The sequence below is a fragment of the Parvibaculum indicum genome, assembly GCF_011762095.1.
Lineage (GTDB): Bacteria > Pseudomonadota > Alphaproteobacteria > Parvibaculales > Parvibaculaceae > Parvibaculum > Parvibaculum indicum.
Map to the genome: position 1 here is coordinate 1 of NZ_JAASQO010000023.1, position 20,549 is coordinate 20,549.

A 20,549-nucleotide genomic window follows, 5' to 3' on the forward strand; every position below is an offset into this window, starting at 1 on the left:
ATGAACTCCGTCTCGAAGTCCTCAAGCTCGCGAAACGCTGGAAGCCGAAAACAAGCCGGTGAAATGGGCGGGGTGTGACCGGAACACCGCTTACTCTTCTGCCTTTTATCCCACTTAATGAATCTTCCGCTTGCCGGCCTTGCTCGCATAGGGGTTCGTCCCCTTGCGCATGAAGAGGCGGATCGGCACGCCCGGCAGCTTGAAGGTCTCGCGCAGGGCGTTCACCAGATAGCGCTTGTAGGAGGTCGGCACCTCGTCGGCGCGGCTGGAGAATACGGCAAAGGTCGGCGGACGCGATTTCACCTGCGACATATATTTGAGGTTCACCGGGCGCCCCTTGGCGGCGGGCGGCTGGTGATGGGAGACCGTCTCGGTCAGCCATCGGTTGAGCCGCGCCGTGGACACGCGCGCGTTCCACAGCTTATGCATGCGCTCGATTTCAGGCATGAGCTTCTGTGTGCCCCGCCCCGTCAGCGCCGAGAGCGTGACGATGGGAATGCCGCGCACCTGCGGCAAGAGGCGTTCGAGTTCTTCCTTCAGCTCGCGCAGCTTTTCCTGCGGGTCTTCGACCATGTCCCATTTGTTGACGGCGACGAGGAAGGCGCGCCCCTCCTGCTCCACCAGATCGGCAATGTGAAGGTCCTGCCGTTCGAAAGGCATGGTCGCGTCGAGCACCAGCACCACCACTTCGGCAAAGCGGATGGCCCGCAGCGTATCGGCCACGGAAAGCTTTTCCAGCTTCTGCGTCACGCGCGCCCGGCGGCGCATCCCCGCGGTATCGAAGAGTTTCACGCGGCGCCCGCGCCATTCCCATTCGATGCCGATGCTGTCGCGGGTGATCCCGGCCTCAGGCCCGGTCAGCATCCGGTCCTCGCCGATCAGATGATTGACGAGCGTCGACTTCCCGACATTCGGACGTCCCACCATGGCGATGCGCAGCGGCGCTTCCAGGTCCGGCTCATAGGGCGTATCGGGATCGAAGCCCTCTTCCGCCTCGCCCTCGGCCAGCGCTTCGGCGATGGCCTGTTCGGCTTCGTCGTCCTCTATGCGATTGGCATAGGGCAGCAGCGCGTCGTAAAGCTCGTCGAGGCCCTGACCGTGCTCGGCGGAAAGGGAGAGCGGCGTCCCCATGCCCAGCTCATAGGCTTCCATCCGGCCTGCTTCGCCGCCCCCGCCTTCGCATTTATTCGCAGCGAGGATCACGGGCGTCTGCGCCCGGCGCAGGATCTGTGCGAAGCGGCTGTCGAGCGGCGTCACGCCGGCGCGCGCATCGATCAGGAAAAGGCAGACATCGGCCTCGGCGATGGCCGCGTCGGTCTGGCGGCGCATGCGCGCTTCGAGGCTGTCGTCGCTCGCCTCCTCCAGCCCAGCGGTGTCGATGATGGTGAATTCGAGGTCGGCAATGCGCCCCTCGCCCTCCCGCCGGTCGCGCGTCACGCCGGGCGTATCGTCCACCAGGGCGAGCTTCTTGCCCACCAGACGATTGAAAAGGGTCGATTTGCCCACATTCGGGCGGCCGACTATGGCGAGTTTAAAAGACAATTGCGGTCAGGCCCCTCCGGAGGCGCCAGTCATTTCCAGCGGTGCCCGATCGCGATGCCCCTATTTCAGGGCGATCAGCTCCGCATCCTCGGTGAGAATATACATCGTTCCATCGGCAACGACCGGTGCGATCGCCGAACCGGCGGGCAGTTCGATCCGGCCTTCGATCTTGCCGGAATAGGGCGACAGGGACACCGCTTCGCCGCTGGTGGCGACCAGCACGAGGCGGTCGCCCGCCAGCACCGGGCCGGACCAGGCAATCGGTTCCGTCCGGTCTTCCGGGTCCTCGAAACGCGGCAGGCTGGTGATCCAGCGGATACGGCCGTCGCGGCGCGACAGCGCCGCCACCTGCTGTTCGTTCGTCACGATGAAAACCCAGTCGCCTGCGACCCAGGGGGTCTGGACGCTGGAGATATCCTTGGTCCAGACGCGCTCGCCCGTGCGCAGGTCGATCGAGACCATGCGGCCGGAATGGCTGGCCGCGAAAACGCGGTCGCGGTCGATGACGGGGCGGCCCGCAATGTCGTTCAGCGAGCTGAGCGAGGTCAGGTTGCCGGTCCGGGTCAGCGAGTCGCTCCAGACGGGGGTGCCGTTCTGTACGCGGATTGCGAAGAGTTCGCCCGAGCTATAGGGCACCACCACGATCGACCCGGCCACGGCGGGGCTCGTCGACGAAACGATGCCGGCGCTTTCGGCAATACCGCGATGGCGCCAGAGCACGGTGCCGGTCTCCTCGGCCAGCGCGATCAACTGATTGTCGGAGGTGATGGCGAACACCCGGCCGCCATTCACCGTCGGCGCGGCGCGGAAGGGCTCGCGCATCTTTTTCGACCAGACATTCTTGCCGGTCGCGGCGTCGAGCGCATGCACCTCGCCGAAGCCGGTCGTCACGAACAGCTTGCCGTCGCTGAAGGCGACGCCACCGCCCCGGCCTTCTTCCTCGTCCTCCTCCTCCGGCACGAGTTCGGTTTCCCACAACTCCTTGCCGTCCGAGGTGGAGAAGGCGCGCACGGTGGCTTCGGTATCGAGCACATAGATGCGGCCATCCGCGATGACGGGCGAGGCCACGAGCTCGCCGTCGCTGGTGGTGCCTTCACCGGCGCCGGTCGACCAGATCTCGTCCAGATTGCCGGGCGCGGCCAGGTGGTACATCGCATTGTCCGGCGTCCCGCCGGGCTGCGGCCAATCGGCATTGTCATAAGGCTGGGGCAGGACGACCGTCTCGTCCGCTGAAAGCGGATCGACTTCCAGCCTTCCGCCAAGCTCCATCACGGTCAGCCGCTCGCCCTGCAGCTTCGGTTCGTTGCTGCCGCTGCTGCTGAACACATCGCCCACCGTGTCGCAGCCCGCAAGCCCGGCCAGGGCGAGGCACATCAGGCCGAGCCGAAGCGTGCCGGTCCCAAAATGCCTGTTCTTCTCCGGCTGCTGCGTTCCGGTCATGCGTAACTCCCCCGACATTGATGTCTCACTTCCCGTTTGCCGCATCCGTCGTCTCCGCTTCGGCGGGAGACGCGTCTCCGCCGGTCTGCGCCGTGGCTTCGTCCTGCGTGCCGTCCGCACCGCCCGCCGCCGTGTCGAGATGGGGCGCGAGGACCGCCTGCATCACATGGGCGCGGTCGCGCATGCCCGGCGGAATGCTCTGGCTCTCCAGAATGGCCTGAAACTGTTCGTTGGCGAACTGGTAGTCGCCGGCGCGATAGGCCGCAAGCCCCATCAGCTCATGCGCGTTGCTTGCCCAGGGAGAGCGCGCCTCCACCAGCGGCATCATGCGCGCCTTCACATCGTCCAGGCTGGCCTTGTCCAGCGTCAGCAGCATGGCCTTGATAGACGCCATGCCGCGCAGGATCTCCGTCGCGTCGGAATCGCCGGCGACGGCCTCGAACGCCCTGGCGGCCTCTTCGGTCTTGCCGGCCTCCATCAGCCTGTCCGCTTCCTGCAGGCGCGCCAGCACCGCATAGCCGCCCGCATTGTCGTCGGCGAACAGCTTCAGCGCCTCGGCCGCTTCGGCGGGCTCTTCGTTCTGCGCCGCGGCCACGACCTCGTCATAACGCGCGGAGGCGGCCTCGTTGACGGATTTGCTCCATTCCCGCCAGCCGACCGTCGCCGCCGCGACCACCACGATCGCCACGGCAAGGCCGATGACATAGAGGCCGTATTTCTCCCAGAGTCTGGAAGCCTGTTCGCGGCGAAGGTCCTGTTCGACTTCGCGGAAAATATCGCTCAAATCTTTGCTCCGAGGAAAAACCGTCCGGCAGGCTTACCCGTTCGGAGGGGAATCGGCCCATGGCCCACTCCGAACGGGAAAACCTGCCTGTCATGTATAAATCGGACCGTTCTCCGATCCGGAAAACGGTCTGGCAGGCGGCGTAAAATAGCCCGCCCCGGAGACGATGGCAAACGGGGCGGGCCTCGGCAAAATGACGAATTGGTAACGGGGCTTACTTGGCCTTTTTCATGCCGTAGGTATGCTCCTGCGCCGGGAAGCTGCGATTGCGCACGGCATCGGCATAGGCTTCCGCCGCCCCGGCGATCTGGGCGCCCAGAGATGCGAATTCCCGGACGAATTTCGGCGGTTTGGGCGACAGGCCCAGCATGTCCTCCAGCACCAGAATCTGCCCGTCGCAGACCGGCGACGCGCCGATGCCGATGGTCGGGATCTCGATCTGGCGGGTAATGCGGGCGGCCAGCGGCTCGGCGACGCCCTCCACAACCACGGCGAAGGCGCCGGCATCCGCGACGGCCTGGGCATCGGCCTCGATGGCGGCCCATTCCGATTCTTCGCGGCCCTGCGTCTTGAAGCCCCCCATCACATTCGTGCTTTGCGGCGTCAGGCCGATATGGGCCATCACCGGAATACCGCGCTCGGTGAGGTAGTGGATGGTGTCGGCGATGCGTGCGCCGCCTTCCATCTTCACCGCGGCACAGCCTGTTTCCTTGATGATGCGGACGGCATTGCGGAAGGCTTCGGGCGGGCTCTCCTCATAGGAGCCGAAAGGCATGTCCACGACCACCAGCGCGCGTTCGGTGCCGCGCATCACGGCGGCGCCATGCGCGATCATCATGTCGAGCGTGACGCCAAGCGTGGTTTCCATGCCGTACATGACCATGCCCAGCGAGTCGCCCACCAGCAGGAAGTCGACATAAGGGTCGACATAGCGCGCGGTATGCGCGTGGTAGGACGTCAGCGACACGATGGGATCGCCACCCTTGCGGGCGCGGATTTCGGGAACGGTGATACGGCGCGTCTTGGAATGGACGGACATGAAGCTCGCCTCCTCCTATGCGGCCTTGCGGCCTGTCGGGAATGTCATGGCGGCCGATGCCTCGAAGCGCGTTCGGGGACATCCGCCAACCTATGGCGTTTCGATTGGATTACCGGCCGGATGCCGGTTCATCTGGACGCCGACCTTCCGGCGCCCTGGCCATTCCCGCACCCGTTACATACGGGCATCTGAGTGGGAGCCATCGCTTTTCGAGCGTTTCTTCCAAGGCGAAAACTACCCGAATGTCACGAAAAGTGCAAACGACCTCCCGCGCCCGGACCGAAAACTAACAACAGTGTCAGGCGGTTACCTCGGGCGAGCGCGTGTCTTCCGGGAGCCCGACAATCTCGCGATAGGCGACCGAGAGCATGGTGACCTGAAGCATGACGGCATAAAAATAGATTGCCGTGCCGATCAGCGAAGTCAAAATCCACGTCACGCCCAGCCCATCTACGGTCAGCCCTGCGGAAAGCTGAAACAGGCTTCCCCCGCTTGCGAGGAGAACCACGACCATCAGCAGCATGAATGGCAGATACAGCAAGACCGCCAGCCCCAGCAGGCGCAGGCCGTTTCCCGAACTCCGTCCGAAAACATCTCCCAGTCTGCTGCCCTCTCCTATGGCCGCATGAGGCAGGACGAGCGCCCCTCTCAATATCAGAGCCATCCCCCAGCAAAGGCCTGCAAAGGCAGCCAATGAAAATACTGACGAGACAAGGCCACTGTTTTTCAAATGCTCCGAAAGCCCCGTTTGGCCGACATAGAAGACAAAAAGAACGGCTCCGAAAATTGTCCACAGAGCCACAACCAAACCCAGCTTGATCATCGCCCACATGTAGGCCCCGTCTTCCCGCCTCACCCTGCGGAGGGTCTTCTGCCCAATAAACCCACCTTCACCCAAAAGGACGAAACGATGCCAGCGGACCGCGGCAACTGCACCGGCGACAAAAGTCACGGCAAAGCTCGCCCAGTTCAACTTCCGCACTGATGAAGTCTGGGATATCCGCTGCAGGTTCTTAAAGTCCTCTGGATTGGGGTTTTTAAAGTACGCCCGAACCACATCATTGTAACCAGCCCATTCCTGATACGCGTACGCCGTAAAACTCATGGCAACCATGAGTGCGACGGCTGGCCAGGCGGCACCCAGCAATTGAATATAGTGGCGCGTCACGCCCGCATACACTTCGCGAAAGGTTGCATAGACCGGCAGCTTGTTCATCGTGCGCGCTCCCTAGACGGCGGCGGGCGCTTCCTGTTCGCCCGACACACCGATGATCTCGCGATAGGCGACCGAAAGCATGGTGATCTGGACCATCAGGGAGAAGAGATAGATACCGATGTAAAGAACGCCGCCGATCAGGGCGCCGGCAATGCCCAGCGCCCCGAGCAGACCGACGATAATGCTCCCGATCACCGTCGCCGTGCCTGCGATCAGCAGAAGGAGCAGGAATGCGCCGAACAGACGCCAGCTATTGCCTTTCGTCTTGTCGAACATCTCGAAAAGGCGGCCGCCCCGGCCGAGCGCGGCATCGGGTAAAGCGATCATCAGGCGGAACATGACCGTCAGGGCCACGAAGTAGAGCGCGATGCCGCCCAGCGCGATGATCGCGCTTCCGATGCCGTGTACCGCCCCCGCCTCGCCGGCCAGCATCCTGAGAAGCATCCCCGCCAGCATGAAGAGAGCGGCGAATGCCAGGACGACGAGGGTATAGGCGAGTATCACCCGGATGGACGTCCAGATGTAGGAACCGTCCTCGCCCCGCAGCAGACGGATCTGCGAGAGTCGCCCGTCGGCGCCCTCGCCCAGCAGAACGAAGCGATGCCAGCGCACCGCCGCCACCGCGCTTGCGACAATGGCGACCAGCCCGCCCGCGACGAAAGCGGCAATGGAGCCGGGGGATCCCAGCCGCTCCGTCACGGCCCTCACCTTTTCGGGGTCCTGCTCGCCAAAGGCGAGATCCAGGACACCCGAACTCAGATAGACCCAGGTGATACCGCCAAAGGCCAGGACAAGGAGCAAGATGGCCGGCCAGGCCACATGGATAAGCTGGAAATAATGGCGAATGACACCCGAGAGCACTTCGCTCACGGACGAGATAACCGGCAGCTTGTTCATATGGCCTCCCCCCAGAAAAGCGCGGCGCGCCCCGCGCCGCGTCATGTAAGCGATATTCTAGATGGGGATAGCCTCCGTCCAGCGTAAAATAGGCCTTTTACGCAGGCGCGAAGGCGCTAGAGCGTCGCGTCGATTTCCGGTTCCGGCGCATGGGTGCCCGCCGGGCCCGCCAGTTCGCGATAGGCGATGGACAGCACGGCGACGCTCACAATGGCGTAGAACAGCATCACCACGGCCGCGCCGACGGCCTTGAGCGCCAGCGGCAGGGCGTCGAACAGCGCCAGGGCTGCGATGAAGGGCAGCGCCGACAGGACCGCCACACCGAAAAGCCGCCAGAAATTGCCTTTCGTGCGCTCCAGCATGCGGCCGGCATTCACCCCCTCGTCCACCGCAACCGCCGGCAGGAGAAGGGAGAGGCGCACGAAAAAGAAGAACCCGGCGGCCAGCAGCACGATGCCGACAATCGCGATCGTGCCGGCCAGCGGCGAGCCCTGCCCCTCCTGCGCCAGCGCGCCAACCAGCATGAAGCAGAGAAAGCCCGGCACCATGAACAGGGACAGCATGACCGTCACGAGCAGGAACCGCGCCTCGCGCCGCCCGAAGGAAAAATGGATCCGCCCCGCCGGTTCGTCGCCCAGCAGGATGAAGCGATGCCAGGTGACCGCGACGATCGGCCAGAGAAAGAGCGAGCCGAGTTCCAGCAGCACGAAGAAAGCCGTGTCCGTCTTCGGATCGAGAAAAACCGTCCCGACGGCGAGCAGCACGTAAAGCGCCCCGGCCAGCCAAATAAGGCGGAACATGTCGCTGAAATGGGTCCAGGCGCCGCGATAGGCCTCCACGACGGTCGCCATGACGTCCAGCTTATGGGCACTCATTTGCCTGCCACCTTCGCCCGATAGGTTTCGTTGTCCGGCGCGAGCGCCAGCGCCTGAATATAGTCCTTGCGGGCGCCGGGATCGCCCTTCGCCTGCCGGATCTCGCCGCTGACATACCAGGCGCCGGCCGCTTCCGGGTCGATGTCGAGGGATTTGCGGATATCCGCTTCCGCCGCGTCGAGATCGCCCTTCCCGAGATAGGCATTGGCCCGGTTGCTGAGCACCAGCGCATCCTGCGGCACCATCTTCAGCGCCCTCGTATAGTCGCCGATCGCCGCGTCGAGCCGGCCTTCGGCCTTGTAGGCTACCCCGCGATTGATGAGTGCACTGACGATATCGGCGTCCTGCAGATCGCCGGAGGAGATGGCCTTGGTGCAGGCGTCGATCGCCTTGTCGTTCTGTCCGCCGCGCGTATAGACGAAACAGTAATTCGCCTGGTCGACGGCATCCGCGCGGGCGGGCGCGGCGGCCATGCTCCCTGCCAAAACAAGCATTCCTGCCAAAACCGGTCCTGCTACTCGCATCTTCGGGTCCCTTCTTCGTTCGGGCAGCAACTTAGCGGTGATGCCGCCCGAGGGAAACAGGCAAGCGCGCCCTCAGCTTGCCTTCGGGCGTTCCCCGCTGATATACGCTCGCCATCGATCCGGCAGGCGCCCCGGACGCTGTGCATGGCGCCTCCCTTATTTGAGTGAAAGAGAAGATATGAGCGCGATTTCCAATCCCGTCGTCGCCATTGCGGGCGCCACCGGCGCCGTCGGCGTGGAGATGCTGAAATGTCTCGAAGAGCGGAACTTTCCGGTCTCGAAACTGAAACTGCTGGCCTCCGCGCGCTCGGCCGGCAAAACCATGAAATTCCGCGGCGAGGAGATCGCGGTCGAGGAGCTGACCGAGGAGAGCTTTGAGGGCGTCGATATCGCGTTCTTCTCCGCGGGCGGCGGCATTTCGCGCAAATTCGCCGAGGCGGTGAAGCGCGCGGGCGCGGTGATGATCGACAATTCGTCGGCCTTCCGCATGGACCCCGACGTGCCGCTCGTCGTGCCGGAGATCAATCCGGAAGCGGCGGCGGATCATAAGGGCATCATCGCCAACCCCAACTGCTCGACCATCATCGCGATCACACCGCTCTGGCCGATCCACAAGAAGAACCGCATCACGCGCATCATCGCCGCGACCTATCAGGCCGCGTCCGGCGCGGGGCAGGCGGCGATGGACGAGCTGGAAGAGGCCACGCGCGCGCATCTTTCGGGCGAGCCTTTCGAGCAGAAGATCATCCCGCACCCCTACCCCTTCAACGTCTTCAGCCACAATTCCGATATCGACCCGGAGAACGGCTACAACGAAGAAGAGTTGAAGATGGTGAAGGAGACGAAGAAGATCTTCGCCGATCCGGAGATCCGCGTCACTGCCACCTGCGTGCGCGTGCCGGTGCTGCGCGCCCATTGCGAGGCCATCGACTTCGAATGCGAAAAGCCGATCTCGGTTGCCGAGGTGAAGGAGATTCTCTCCACCGCGCCGGGCGTGAAGGTCGTGGACGACCGCGAAAAGAACTATTTCCCCATGCCGAAGGACGCCTCCGGCGAGGACGACATTCTGGTCGGCCGTATCCGCCAGGACATTTCCGATCCGAGCGGCAAATCGGTCTCGATCTTCGTCGCGGGCGACCAGCTTCTCAAGGGCGCCGCGCTCAACGCCGTGCAGATCGGCGAATTGCTGGTGAAGTAAGTATCGGACACCCGAATGCGAAAGGCCCCGGTTTCACGCCGGGGCCTTTTTTTATTTGGGCGCCACGAGGGAGAAGGCGGCGCCTTGCGGGTCCATGCCTTGCACGATCCAGTCGCCGCTCGGCACTTCATACGGCCCCATCGTCACCTGACCGCCCTTCTCCTTGATGCGCTCGATAGCCGATTTGATATCGCCGACGCGGAAATAGAAGTTCCAGCGCGGCGACGGGCCGCCTTCCTGTCCCTTCATCATCGCGCCTTCGGCTTCTCCCCGTCCCATGGAGACAAGCTGATAGACGCCGCCATCGCCCATATCCATCGCCTCGTCCTTCGTCCAACCGAAGAGGTCTGAATAGAAACCGAAAGTCGGCTCGACCTCGCCGCCGTAAAGCTCGTGCCAATGCGCATGGCCGAGCGCCTTGAGCGGCACGTCGGGCATGGACCCACCGGTCCCCTTGAAGATGACGAAGGGCACGCCGGACGGATCGGCCACCACGGCGAAACGCAACATGTTCGGCACGTCGTCCGGCGCGCGCAGCACGGCGCCGCCTGCGCGTTCCACGCGGCCCGCATAATCGTCCACATCCGGCACCGCGACATAGCCGATCCAGCCGGGCTCCGCGCCCTGGTCGCAGGCGTCCTCCGGCAATGCCATCATGCCGCCCATGCCGGTCCCGTCGGCAAGGAAGAGCGTGTAACTGCCGTCTCCGCCATGGGCGGGCTCCGTCGTCCAGCCGACGACATGGGCGTAGAAATCGCCCGCCGCCGCCTTGTCGGTCGTCATCAGTTCGTACCATCGAAATCTGTTCGGTTCCGTCATGTCTCGACTACTCCTCAACCGGCCTCGCAGTTATTCCGCCGCGCGGGCAATTTCATATTCGTCGTGCCGCTTCACCCAGCTCATGGTACCCGTCTCGTTGCGCCCTTTCGGCGCGCGGTCGAGAAGCATGTAGGTGCCGAGCGCCTCTTCCAGCCCGCGCGAAAACGAGGAGTAGGTGTGGAAGACCTCTCCGTTTTCCGACAACTGGAACGCGCTGAAGCCGGGTTGCTCCTCGCCCAGCCCCTCGCTCGACATGCTCTCGAAATTGTAGGTGACCGAGCCGGATTTCAGGTCCTCGGGGGTGAAGGACACGCCGAAATCGTAATTGAAGCTGCTCCCGCCTGAGGAGACCCACGGGAATTTCCAGCCCATGCGCGTCTTGTAGGTTTCGATTTCGGCCAGCGGCGCCCGCGACACCGCGACGAAGCTCACATCGTGATTGTTGAGATGCGGCAGCGTGCCGTCGAAATGATCCGCCATGAAGGAGCAGCCGGTACAGCCCGCCTCCCAGCCCGGCGCCAGCATGAAATGATAGACGAGAAGCTGGCTTCGTCCGCCGAAGAGATCGGCAAGCGTCTTGCGGCCGCCGGGCGTTTCGAAGGAATATTCCGCCTCCACCTTCACCCAGGGCAGCGCGAGGCGTTCTTCGTTCAGCCTGTCGCGCAAATGGGTGAGTTCCTTTTCCCGGGCAAGAAACGCCTTCTGCGCCTCGAACCATTCATCGCGGGATACGACCTTGTGCTTCGCCATGACGGCCTCCTCCATCGTTTCGATCCGCCCCATTCGCCCTTGACTATATAGGTTGATATCAACATATTTGTGTCATGTCAAAAAAGAACGACATTCCGTTTTCGACGACGATCCATGTGAAGGATCATTGCCTGTGCCTGCATGCGCAGCGGGCGGCGCGGGCGCTGGCGCGCCGCTTCGACGAAGCGCTGCGTCCGGCGGGGCTCACCAATGGTCAGTTTTCGCTGCTGATGTCGCTCAACCGGCCGGAGCCGCCGAATATGAGTTCGGTCGCCTCGCTGCTGGCCATGGACCGCACGACGCTGACGGCGGCGCTGAAACCGCTGGAGCGCGAAGGGCTCGTCAAGGCGTCGCCCGACCCCAATGACAAACGGAGCCGACGCCTCGTCCTGACGGATGCCGGGCGGCAGAAGCTCAAGCTCGCCCTGCCCCTCTGGACGAAGGCGCATGACGAGATCGAGAAATCTCTCGAACCCTCCGATCCGAACCGGCTGCGCGCGGACCTGCTTTCATTGTCCTGACAGCCTCACGCGATGCTGTCGACGACCCCGCCATCGACACGCAGCGCGGCGCCGGTCGTCGCGGATGCCTCCTTCGAGCAGGCATAGACGATCATGTTCGCAACTTCCTCCACCCGTGCTGCGCGCTGGATGATGGAGGAAGGCCGGTTCTTCTTCACGAAATCGACCCCGACTTCCTCAAGGGACTTGTTCGGGTCGTTCGTTTCGCTTTTCAGCATTTCTGCCACACCCTCGGAAAGAGTAGGCCCCGGCAGCACCGAGTTTACCGTAACGCCCGTGCCCGCCATGCGCTTGGCCAGTCCGCGCGCAATCGACAGGACAGCGGTTTTCGTGAAGCCGTAATGGATCATGTCCGCCGGAATATTGAGCCCGGATTCGGACGACAGAAATACCACGCGCCCCCAATCCTTATCCCGCATGCCCGGCAGATAGGCGCGGGAAAGCCGCACGCCCGACATGACATTCGTCTCGAAGAATTTCGTCCACACCTCGTCGGACGTTTCGAAGAAGTCCTGCGGCCCGAAAATGCCGACATTATTGACGAGGATGTCGCATTCGGGATGCGCGCTTACCAGCGCACCGCAATCTTCGGCGGAACCGAGGTCGCCGACGAACCCTTCGATCTGCGCGCCGGACACCGCCTCCTTCACGCCGGCCAGCGCCTTGTCCACATGGTCGGGCTTGCGGCCATTCACCACGACGGTGGCCCCGGCGGCAGCTAGCCCTTTTGCCGAGGCGAGACCGATACCACCTGTCGAGCCGGTGACGACGGCCTTCATTCCGCTGAGATCGATCCGCATGAGGGCACTCCTTCGAAATCTGACTGGGGTCCAAAGGAGATGGGACGGGATCGTCCGCCGATCAACCGCATGGCCGTGCCGGGGCGGATGAAATATGCATAATGTCGACACGCGACATCGATACGTCCGCCCGACACAAAAATGAAAGATCCGATGCAGGGATGACCAGGAACCCGTTTTTTCTCTTCGCCTTTTCTCTCTTCAGCCTGTTTCTCGTATCGGCCCCCCGGGGCGCCGAGGCCGCCAGCTTCGACTGCGCAAGGGCCACGACCCCGGACGAACTCGCCGTCTGCCGGACGCCGGATCTGTCCTCCCTCGACAGCGAGATGGGCGCGCTCTTTTCCGCCTATCAGCAGATGCCGCTCGGCGCGATGGGCGCGCTGAATGCGCGCCGCGAGGATGCGCAGGCCTTTCTGCGCACCCGCAGGGCCTGCGGCGGCGACGTGGAATGCCTGCGGGGCACTTATCGCACGCGCCTTGCGAACCTCCGGGAAAATATCCGTCAATCGTCGGACTATTATCGTTACCTGCAAGCCAACCGGTTCTTCACCCTGCCCGTCGCGGTGAGCCGTCTCGTCGCGGCAACCCGCGCGGAATGTCGCAAGCTGGGCGGCAGGCTCGACGAAGGCGCGGACCATCCCGCCGCCATCCGCGCGCAGGATTTCGACGGCGACGGCACGCTCGACTATCTGATCGAGAAGCGCCGCCTCGCCTGCCAGGGCGCGGCGACGGCCTTCTGCCACAACAATGGCTGCGACATGGACATCGCGCTGTCGGGCAAGGGCTACGCACATCCGATCCGCGAGACCGGCGCGCTCCGCGCCATCGACGAAGGGCCGGACGGCGCCGTCATCCGCATCGAGGTGGACAGGTCGCGCTGCGGCGCGGGCCTTGCTCCCGAAAAGAAATGCCTCCTCATGCTGGCCTGGCGCGATGGCCGCATGGAAACCGACTATCAGGAAGACCCGCCCGGCAACTGACAGGAGACGCCGTCATGTCGTTCATCGTCTTTTCAGCCCTGGTGCTCGCGGCCATCGGCAGCGGGATCATCGGAGGCATCTATTTCGCCTTCTCGACCTTCATCATGCAGGCCTTTACCGAGATCCCGCGCGAACACGGCATGGGCGCCATGCAGTCCATCAACCGGGTGATCGTCCGCTCGCTTTTCCTGCCCGCCTTTTTCGGCAGCGCGATCCTGAGCCTTTTCCTCATCGCCGCGTGGTGGTTCGGCTGGGGCGATCTGCGCTCGGGCTATGCACTCGCAGGTGCGCTTCTCTATTTCGTCACCTCTTTCGTCAGCACCGTCGTCTTCAACGTGCCGCTCAACAACGAGCTGGAGCGGACCGATGCCGCCTCGCCGGAGGCCGAGGCCGTGTGGGCGCGCTATCTCCAACGCTGGACAAAATGGAACCATCTGCGCACCGTGACCTCGCTGCTGGCGGCCATCGCCTTTGCCATTGCCGCCGCCGAGCAGGAGATGAGCTGAGAAAGGCTTGACCTCACTGCCTCACCAGCTCCACCCGCCGGTTCTGCGCGCGGCCATCTTCCGTGTCGTTACTCGCAACCGGCTCGCTCTCGCCGGCGCCGTAATATGCAAGCCGGCTTTCCGCTACGCCGTAGCGGCGGATAAGTGCCGTCCGCACGGCCAGCGCACGCTGCTGGGACAAAAACCGATTGCTCGTTTCGTCGCCGACGGAGTCCGTGTGACCGACGATGCGGAGTTTCAGACCGGGCCTGTTCTTCGCAAGGATTCCCACCTGCTCCAGCGCGGGGAAGGATTCCGCCTTCAACGTAGCAAGGCCGGTGTCGAAATAGATGCCCTGCAGCGTCACCTTGCCGTCGCGGTCGAGCCCGTCGGCCAGCGCCGAAGCGTCGATCGCCACCATGCCCGTATCCATCTCGGCGGTTTCGAGAATGTCGACATAGGTAACGTAGTTGTTGAGCGCGACCGAGACATAGGCCGTACCGGCATTCGTCGGCATCCTGCCGGTGAAGTAGCGCACGTCCCGCCCGATACCGAGATTGGGTCCGCGCGAGACGCTGCTCCATTTGGTGTTCTGGCACTTTTCCCGGTCGGAGCATTCGTAATCGGTCTTGAAGCCCTGCGCCATCAGCGCGTCCTTGTAATTGCGGATAAGCTCGAAGGTGGAGCGGCCCTCGGGGCTGCGATATCTCCGCCGGCTGAACGCCCCTTCAAGGGTTTCCGTCGTCACCTTGCCTTTTTCGACGCCCGTTATGCGCTCGAAATCGGTATAGGCCTCGTCCTTCGTCTCCATCAGCTTCGACCCCGGATAAGGCGTCACCTCGAAGCTGACTTTGCCTGCTCTTGGGGCCGGGGCGGATGAAGAGGCGGACGCGGATCGCGGCGCCGGTGCCTGCTGCGGCGTTGAATAGCCCGGGGCCCTTGATGGATATGTGCCGGCAGGCGGCACCCGGTCCTGGGTCTCCTGCCGCTGGCGATCTAAACAACGCTGATCGCCCAAAGCGCATCGTGTGGCCGAGCGCGTTTCGCTATCCACCTTGCGCCGCACCTCGTCTTCCACGCCGCGCTGGATCGTATTGCTCAGCGTGTCGAAAAAATCCGCGCGGGCGGGGCTTGCCAAATGGCTCAGCGCGAGAAACGCCAGTGCCGCAAACCCGATCCTGCCAAGTGCCGTCGTCTTCATCGTGCCGTCCTCCTGGGGTTTATGCCGTCACTGCATGCCGGGCATCTGGCCCATCTGTACGCGGTAGCCGTTCGGCATCTCGACTTCGCAATCCTTGGCGAAGGCCGGAATGTTCGACGTGCCGCCCGAGTAGCGACCGCTTTCCGCCGTCTCGCGCATCAGCCGGGCCGCATCCGCCCGCCCCGCCGAGGTGAAGGAGCAGATCATTTTCATGTTATTGGGCATGGACTGTGTGTAGACGCAGCGGCCGTTCTGCATACCGACGATTTCATGTTTGATCATGAAGCCCGGCATGACGGGATGTTCCGTGTCGAACTCGCCGGGCTTGCAGCTATCTATGGCGGCTGCAATGGCCCGCCCCTCGTCCGCGGTGTATTCGGCGCGAACCGGCCCGGCGGCGAAGACTGCGCCCACGCACAGGCCGGTCATCGCGATTTTCCGCAAAATGTGCCTCATCTCTTTTATCTCCTCGGTTTCGATCATCGAAGCAGGTCGTAGACGCGCGGCTCCGCGCCATCGCCGAATGGCGACGGCAGGTGCATGGTGAGCGTCGTATCCGTGCACGAGAATTCCCAGGCGATCGGCGTGCCCATCTTCTCGCGAATCCGCTCATGGGGCGTGTAGCTGGAGAATTCGGGAGAGGAAATGCGGGTCCATCCCCGATCCTCGCTCCTGGTGTTCTGGAGCACGATCACATCGTCTTCGCCTCTGCGATGCTCCCGTTTCCATGTGCCCCTGTGTCCCTTGAATTCGAGCCGGACCACGCTGACCGCCTCCGACCCCACCGTTTCCAGGCGCCGGGGATCGGTCGTCTCCAGGCTCCCGTCTGCGCCCAGCACCATAAGCGCCCCGGGATAGTCGAAGGTGAGCGTCATCGTGCCCCGGCTGCTCGGCACATCCAGCCGGTAGGTCCGCTCATCGAGCTTGCGCCAGGCCCGCGGCACCGGAAAGGGCATCCCGGCCAGTTCGAGATTCCGGTCCCAGCGCTGCACCCAGCGCCCCACGGGACAAGGGTCGCAGGGCAGCTCCACCCTCTCCATTCCCACCGAAAAGGAAATCGGGCCGCCATCCTCGCTCGTGGCGAGGACGATGGTCTCCTTATCTTCGTCGGTGCAGCCGATATGCTTGGCGAGGTTGGTGGTTTCGCCCTGCCAGGCATGCAGCCAGGGCGGCCCGCCCAGCGGATCGTGATCCGCCGTCGCCATCCTGCCTGTGCCGTGCGACAGGTTTACCTGCCAGTCGCCCCTGCCGAAGGAGATGCGCGCACGCGGCAGGGTCAGCGGCGGCGCGGTGATGTTCAGCGTGGCGCCGTCTTCCGCCACCGTGACCTCGCCCTGTGCCGGCGCGGAGTTCACCGCCCGTCCGTCGGGAAAGCGGATTTGCCCGTCTATATATTTCTGCCCGAAATCGTGCCATGCGTCGGGGCTCAGGGCCCGGGCCAGCGTGGCGGCGTCATAGTCGCCGGAAGGCAGTGTTTCCGCGACCAGAAGCGGCGCCGAGGGGCCATGGACATTGGCAAGCCAGAAAAAGAAGACGACCGCCGGATAGTCCATATCCGACAGGGATGTCGTCTGCGACTTCTGCTCGAACTCCGCGACGAATTCGTCGGTATAGGTAGTGCCCTGCTGAACCAGATTGGCGAACCATTCGGCGGAGCCTTCCGTCCACCAGTCGTTCTGTTCGCCCGCATACTGCCTTCTATAGGTCTTGCCCTGTACGCAGTGGAATGTTTCATGCGCAAACACGTGGCGCATGGTGCCCCTGTCGGCAAACGACTCTTCATACATGACCACGATGCAGCGCTCGGAGTCGACGTCGGTAAACGCCTCCGTCGTGTCGGCGGTTCGCGGAACCGTCTCGCTCGGCCTGAAACCGTGGCGCTGCCCCGAAATCGGCACCGGATAGATGACGATATCCGCCATGCGGATCGGACCGACCTGCGCCAGCGCCGAATTCAGGCTGGACATCATGGAGCGGAGATAGCCCGTCAGCCTGCGGCCATCCACACCGGCGGGGGCATGCAGCGTGACGCCGGTTCCCGTCGTCGAAAGCGTGCCGAGATCGTAGTTCCGGCAGATCGAGCGGCGCATATCCGAGAGCGCGGGCTCGCTATAGATGAAGGCGGGCGCGCACTCGACGTCTTCGGCCCATGCGGGCGCGCCGATGCAGAGCGCACCCAGCACGCCGCAGATCAATGAAATGCCGAAACAGGCTGCCCCGAGGCTGACCTTTCTCACGCCGCGCCCATACTTTTCCGCTTGTTTCACGCAGAGACACATAAGCCCTGTCGTCACGAGCAGGTTTCATCCGATGGACGCTCAAGCTAAACTACGTCTTTCAGGGTCATTGCCGGAAATTCATAGGATTTCCTGCTCGAATGTTGTGATTTTTGACATGGCGGATTGGGGCAATGGAGCGCCGTATTGAAGCGGAACACCGGGCGGACACCCGTTTTCGTCCGCCTACTGACGGGTTGATACGCAGTAGCGACGCGCAGGGCAAATCCGTGTGCGAACGGCTGGATTTTTCCGAAGGCTTCGCGCTCTGCAGGGTCCAGGCCAGAACCAATCGCCCTACCCTTTTCGAGGCCCCGGTCAAGGATGGCGATTACCTGCACATTCAGGTTCTCCTGGAGGGATGTTGCGCCTTCCGCAATCACAAGCGGGATACGCGGCTTGCTCCTTTCCGCTCCGTCCTGCTCGATTCAGACCGGAACACGGCGGGATGGCTTTCCGATTCCGGCTGCGAATTCCACGCTGTCAGCATCGATATCTCACGCGAGCGTCTCTCCCGCTGGGTGGACCGCGACACGGAAAAGCTGCTGAAGCCGCTGCTTCGCGACGGCCAGCACGAAGTCACCGCGATGAACTCGCCGGACTTCGATATCTGGCGCCGGCTCTCCGGTGAGGTTCTCCGTTCCGGACGGGACAACACCATGCGCAGGCTCGCCATCGAGAGCCATGCCATGCAGATCGTGCATTCCTCCATGGCATCGCTCTTCGGCGGGGAAGACGGGGGTCTGCCCGGCCTCACGCCGAGGGACCGCGATGCGGCCCATGACATGCGCGACCGGCTCAGCGCCGATTTTCTGACCCCGCCGGACCTTTCCAGCCTCGCCGCGGAGTACCGCATGTCTCCTCGCCGGCTGGAACGCGCCTTCCGCGAAAGTTTCGGCGTGAGCAGCTTCCAGTACCTGCTGAATGTCCGGCTCGATTACGCTTATCAGGCCCTTCTCGGCGGCGAACTGCATTACAAGGAAATCGCATGGCGGCTCGGCTACCGCCATGCGACGAGCTTCAGCCATGCCTTCCGCAAGAAATTCGGCATCGCACCGAGCGAGCTTGTCAGGCGGAGTATGCGGGCGAAACACCCGGCCGGGTGACCGCCCGGCCCGGCGCCCGTCCGTCCCCCGCCCAATCGCCCCAGCAGGGCTTTTCATCTCCGCTAAACTATTGACGGGAAGCGCTTTTTCCTTCTAAAGCCCTTCAATTCGGCCGTTTGGATCGCCATGTCCATGGCTAGTATTCGACGCAGCCAGCAGCAGAGACTATTCTCCCGCCGCGACGGGGACAGCCCCGACGGCGACAGAAGTAGCACGAGGACCAGATCATCATGGGTAGCTATCGTTCACGCACCACGACCCATGGCCGCAACATGGCCGGCGCCCGCGGCCTGTGGCGCGCCACCGGTATGAAAGAAGGCGATTTCGGCAAGCCGATCATCGCCGTGGTGAACTCCTTCACCCAGTTCGTGCCCGGCCATGTGCATCTGAAGGATCTCGGTCAGCTCGTCGCCCGCGAAATCGAAAAGGCCGGCGGCGTCGCCAAGGAATTCAACACCATCGCGGTCGATGACGGCATCGCCATGGGCCATGACGGCATGCTCTATTCCCTGCCCTCGCGCGAGATCATCGCCGACAGCGTGGAATATATGGTCAACGCCCATTGCGCCGACGCGATGGTCTGCATCTCCAACTGCGACAAGATCACGCCCGGCATGTTGAACGCCGCCATGCGGCTCAACATCCCGGCGGTCTTCGTCTCCGGCGGGCCGATGGAAGCGGGCAAGGTGGAACTGCGCGACAAGACCAAGGCGCTCGACCTGGTGGACGCCATGGTGGCCGCGGCCGACGAAGGCTATAGCGACACCGAGGTCGAGACCATCGAACGCTCCGCCTGCCCCACCTGCGGCTCCTGCTCGGGCATGTTCACCGCGAACTCCATGAACTGCCTGACGGAAGCGCTGGGGCTCAGCCTGCCCGGCAACGGCTCGACGCTGGCCACCCATGCCGCGCGCGAGGCGCTTTTCCTGGAGGCGGGCCGCCGCATCGTGGATCTCGCCAGGCGCCGCTACGAGCAGGACGACACATCCGTCCTGCCGCGCTCCATCGCCACCAAGGAAGCCTTCGAGAACGCCATGTCGCTCGACATCGCCATGGGCGGCTCCACCAATACGGTGCTCCATATTCTGGCCGCCGCGTCGGAAGGCGAAATCGACTTCACCATGGCCGATATCGACCGGCTGTCGCGCCGCGTGCCGGTGCTCTGCAAGGTCGCGCCGTCGAAAGACGACGTGCATATGGAAGACGTGCATCGCGCGGGCGGCATCATGTCGATCCTCGGCGAGCTGGACCGGGGCGGACTGCTGCACAACAAGCAGCCGACCGTTCACGCAGCGACGCTCGCCGAAGCGCTCGACACATGGGACATCAAGCGCAACACGGCGGGTGCCGCGGCCAAGGAACTCTTCCTCGCCGCGCCCGGCGGCGTGCCGACCCAGACGGCTTTCAGCCAGGACAGCAAATGGGAAAGCCTCGACCTCGACCGCGAGGGCGGCGTCATCCGCGATGTCGAGCATGCCTTCTCGAAGGATGGCGGCCTCGCCGTTCTCTACGGCAATATCGCGCTGGACGGCTGCGTCGTGAAAACGGCGGGCGTCGATGAAAGCATCCTGAAATTCACCGGCCCGGCGCGCATCTATGAAAGCCAGGACGACGCGGTGAGCGCGATCCTGACCGGCAAGGTCAAGGAAGGCGATGTGGTCGTCATCCGTTACGAAGGCCCGCGCGGCGGACCGGGCATGCAGGAAATGCTCTACCCGACCTCCTATCTGAAGTCGAAGGGGTTGGGCGCCAAATGCGCGCTCATCACCGACGGGCGTTTCTCCGGCGGCACGTCGGGCCTGTCCATCGGTCACGTCTCGCCGGAAGCGGCCGAAGGCGGCGCCATCGGCCTCGTGCGGGAAGGCGACCTCATCGATATCGATGTGCCGGGCCGCACCATCCACCTGCGGGCGAGCGACGAGGAACTGGCCGAGCGCCGCGCGGAGCAGGAGAAAGCGGGCTGGCGTCCGGTGAAGCCGCGCAAGCGCGCCGTCTCCACCGCGCTCAAGACCTATGCCGCCTTCGCGACCAGCGCCGCCAGGGGCGCCGTCCGCGACAAGGACGCCATCGACAAGGCGGCGGGCATGCACTGACGC

General features: G+C 63.7%; 20 protein-coding genes. 6 read left to right on the forward strand and 14 right to left on the reverse strand.

Annotated features, from left to right (window positions below):
* Nucleotides 1-114 precede the first annotated feature (114 nt).
* From der to FHS78_RS18470, 8 genes are all read right to left on the reverse strand, one after another.
* Nucleotides 115-1,542 carry a ribosome biogenesis GTPase Der gene (der, locus tag FHS78_RS18435; RefSeq protein ID WP_167095906.1) on the reverse strand — a complete coding sequence of 476 codons (1,428 nt, stop codon included), beginning with the start codon at nucleotides 1,540-1,542 and terminating at the stop codon, nucleotides 115-117.
* A gap of 60 nt (nucleotides 1,543-1,602) precedes the next feature.
* Nucleotides 1,603-2,982 (reverse strand): PQQ-like beta-propeller repeat protein, encoded by a 1,380-nt coding sequence (locus FHS78_RS18440; protein WP_167095908.1) that lies wholly within the window; start codon nucleotides 2,980-2,982, stop codon nucleotides 1,603-1,605.
* 25 nt (nucleotides 2,983-3,007) lie between these two features.
* On the reverse strand, nucleotides 3,008-3,766 hold the full coding sequence (locus tag FHS78_RS18445) for a tetratricopeptide repeat protein (protein WP_167095910.1): 759 nt from the start codon (nucleotides 3,764-3,766) through the stop codon (nucleotides 3,008-3,010).
* A 214-nt stretch (nucleotides 3,767-3,980) separates the two neighbouring features.
* Entirely contained in the window at nucleotides 3,981-4,805 is an 825-nt protein-coding gene (gene panB, locus FHS78_RS18450; protein ID WP_167095912.1) for a 3-methyl-2-oxobutanoate hydroxymethyltransferase, read from the reverse strand.
* Between the two features lie 298 nt (nucleotides 4,806-5,103).
* A complete protein-coding gene (locus FHS78_RS18455) occupies nucleotides 5,104-6,021 on the reverse strand; it encodes a hypothetical protein (protein ID WP_167095914.1) in 918 nt (305 codons plus the stop codon).
* A gap of 12 nt (nucleotides 6,022-6,033) precedes the next feature.
* Entirely contained in the window at nucleotides 6,034-6,918 is an 885-nt protein-coding gene (locus FHS78_RS18460) for a hypothetical protein (protein WP_167095916.1), read from the reverse strand.
* Between the two features lie 116 nt (nucleotides 6,919-7,034).
* Complete coding sequence (locus FHS78_RS18465; protein WP_167095918.1) at nucleotides 7,035-7,793, reverse strand: hypothetical protein; 759 nt, start codon at nucleotides 7,791-7,793, stop codon at nucleotides 7,035-7,037.
* Nucleotides 7,790-8,278, reverse strand: coding sequence for a tetratricopeptide repeat protein (locus FHS78_RS18470; RefSeq protein ID WP_167095920.1), 489 nt, complete (start codon nucleotides 8,276-8,278; stop codon nucleotides 7,790-7,792). Before FHS78_RS18470 ends, FHS78_RS18465 begins: the two co-directional genes overlap by 4 nt.
* A 217-nt stretch (nucleotides 8,279-8,495) precedes the next feature.
* On the opposite strand from FHS78_RS18470, the gene FHS78_RS18475 reads away from it, so the two are divergent.
* Nucleotides 8,496-9,515 carry an aspartate-semialdehyde dehydrogenase gene (locus FHS78_RS18475; protein WP_205305388.1) on the forward strand — a complete coding sequence of 340 codons (1,020 nt, stop codon included), beginning with the start codon at nucleotides 8,496-8,498 and terminating at the stop codon, nucleotides 9,513-9,515.
* Between the two features lie 51 nt (nucleotides 9,516-9,566).
* Here the strand turns inward: FHS78_RS18475 and FHS78_RS18480 are convergent, their stop codons facing one another.
* Together FHS78_RS18480 and FHS78_RS18485 are read right to left on the reverse strand one after the other, a co-directional pair.
* A complete protein-coding gene (locus FHS78_RS18480) occupies nucleotides 9,567-10,334 on the reverse strand; it encodes a VOC family protein (protein ID WP_167095922.1) in 768 nt (255 codons plus the stop codon).
* A gap of 30 nt (nucleotides 10,335-10,364) precedes the next feature.
* The gene (locus tag FHS78_RS18485; protein WP_167095924.1) at nucleotides 10,365-11,084 is read right to left on the reverse strand and encodes a DUF899 domain-containing protein; all 720 of its coding nucleotides are present in this window, start codon (nucleotides 11,082-11,084) and stop codon (nucleotides 10,365-10,367) included.
* 74 nt (nucleotides 11,085-11,158) lie between these two features.
* Between FHS78_RS18485 and FHS78_RS18490 the strand changes: the two genes are divergently transcribed.
* The gene (locus FHS78_RS18490; RefSeq protein WP_167095926.1) at nucleotides 11,159-11,605 is read left to right on the forward strand and encodes a MarR family winged helix-turn-helix transcriptional regulator; all 447 of its coding nucleotides are present in this window, start codon (nucleotides 11,159-11,161) and stop codon (nucleotides 11,603-11,605) included.
* Nucleotides 11,606-11,610: 5 nt separating this feature from the next.
* Here the strand turns inward: FHS78_RS18490 and FHS78_RS18495 are convergent, their stop codons facing one another.
* A complete protein-coding gene (locus FHS78_RS18495) occupies nucleotides 11,611-12,405 on the reverse strand; it encodes an SDR family NAD(P)-dependent oxidoreductase (protein WP_167095928.1) in 795 nt (264 codons plus the stop codon).
* Between the two features lie 161 nt (nucleotides 12,406-12,566).
* On the opposite strand from FHS78_RS18495, the gene FHS78_RS19275 reads away from it, so the two are divergent.
* Entirely contained in the window at nucleotides 12,567-13,385 is an 819-nt protein-coding gene (locus FHS78_RS19275) for a lysozyme inhibitor LprI family protein (protein WP_205305389.1), read from the forward strand.
* Nucleotides 13,386-13,399: 14 nt separating this feature from the next.
* Entirely contained in the window at nucleotides 13,400-13,891 is a 492-nt protein-coding gene (locus tag FHS78_RS18505) for an anthrone oxygenase family protein (protein ID WP_167095930.1), read from the forward strand.
* Between the two features lie 13 nt (nucleotides 13,892-13,904).
* Here the strand turns inward: FHS78_RS18505 and FHS78_RS18510 are convergent, their stop codons facing one another.
* From FHS78_RS18510 to FHS78_RS18520, 3 genes are read right to left on the reverse strand one after another with little or no spacing between them, the layout of a single operon-like run.
* Nucleotides 13,905-15,071, reverse strand: a complete 1,167-nt coding sequence (locus tag FHS78_RS18510) for an OmpA family protein (RefSeq protein WP_167095932.1) — start codon at nucleotides 15,069-15,071, stop codon at nucleotides 13,905-13,907.
* Nucleotides 15,072-15,098: 27 nt separating this feature from the next.
* Nucleotides 15,099-15,527, reverse strand: coding sequence for a hypothetical protein (locus tag FHS78_RS18515; protein ID WP_167095934.1), 429 nt, complete (start codon nucleotides 15,525-15,527; stop codon nucleotides 15,099-15,101).
* Nucleotides 15,528-15,550: 23 nt separating this feature from the next.
* Entirely contained in the window at nucleotides 15,551-17,308 is a 1,758-nt protein-coding gene (locus tag FHS78_RS18520) for a hypothetical protein (RefSeq protein WP_167095936.1), read from the reverse strand.
* 269 nt (nucleotides 17,309-17,577) lie between these two features.
* On the opposite strand from FHS78_RS18520, the gene FHS78_RS18525 reads away from it, so the two are divergent.
* Complete coding sequence (locus tag FHS78_RS18525) at nucleotides 17,578-18,453, forward strand: helix-turn-helix domain-containing protein (RefSeq protein WP_167095938.1); 876 nt, start codon at nucleotides 17,578-17,580, stop codon at nucleotides 18,451-18,453.
* A 230-nt stretch (nucleotides 18,454-18,683) separates the two neighbouring features.
* Nucleotides 18,684-20,546 (forward strand): dihydroxy-acid dehydratase, encoded by a 1,863-nt coding sequence (gene ilvD / locus FHS78_RS18530; RefSeq protein WP_167095940.1) that lies wholly within the window; start codon nucleotides 18,684-18,686, stop codon nucleotides 20,544-20,546.
* The last annotated feature ends 3 nt before the right edge of the window (nucleotides 20,547-20,549 follow it).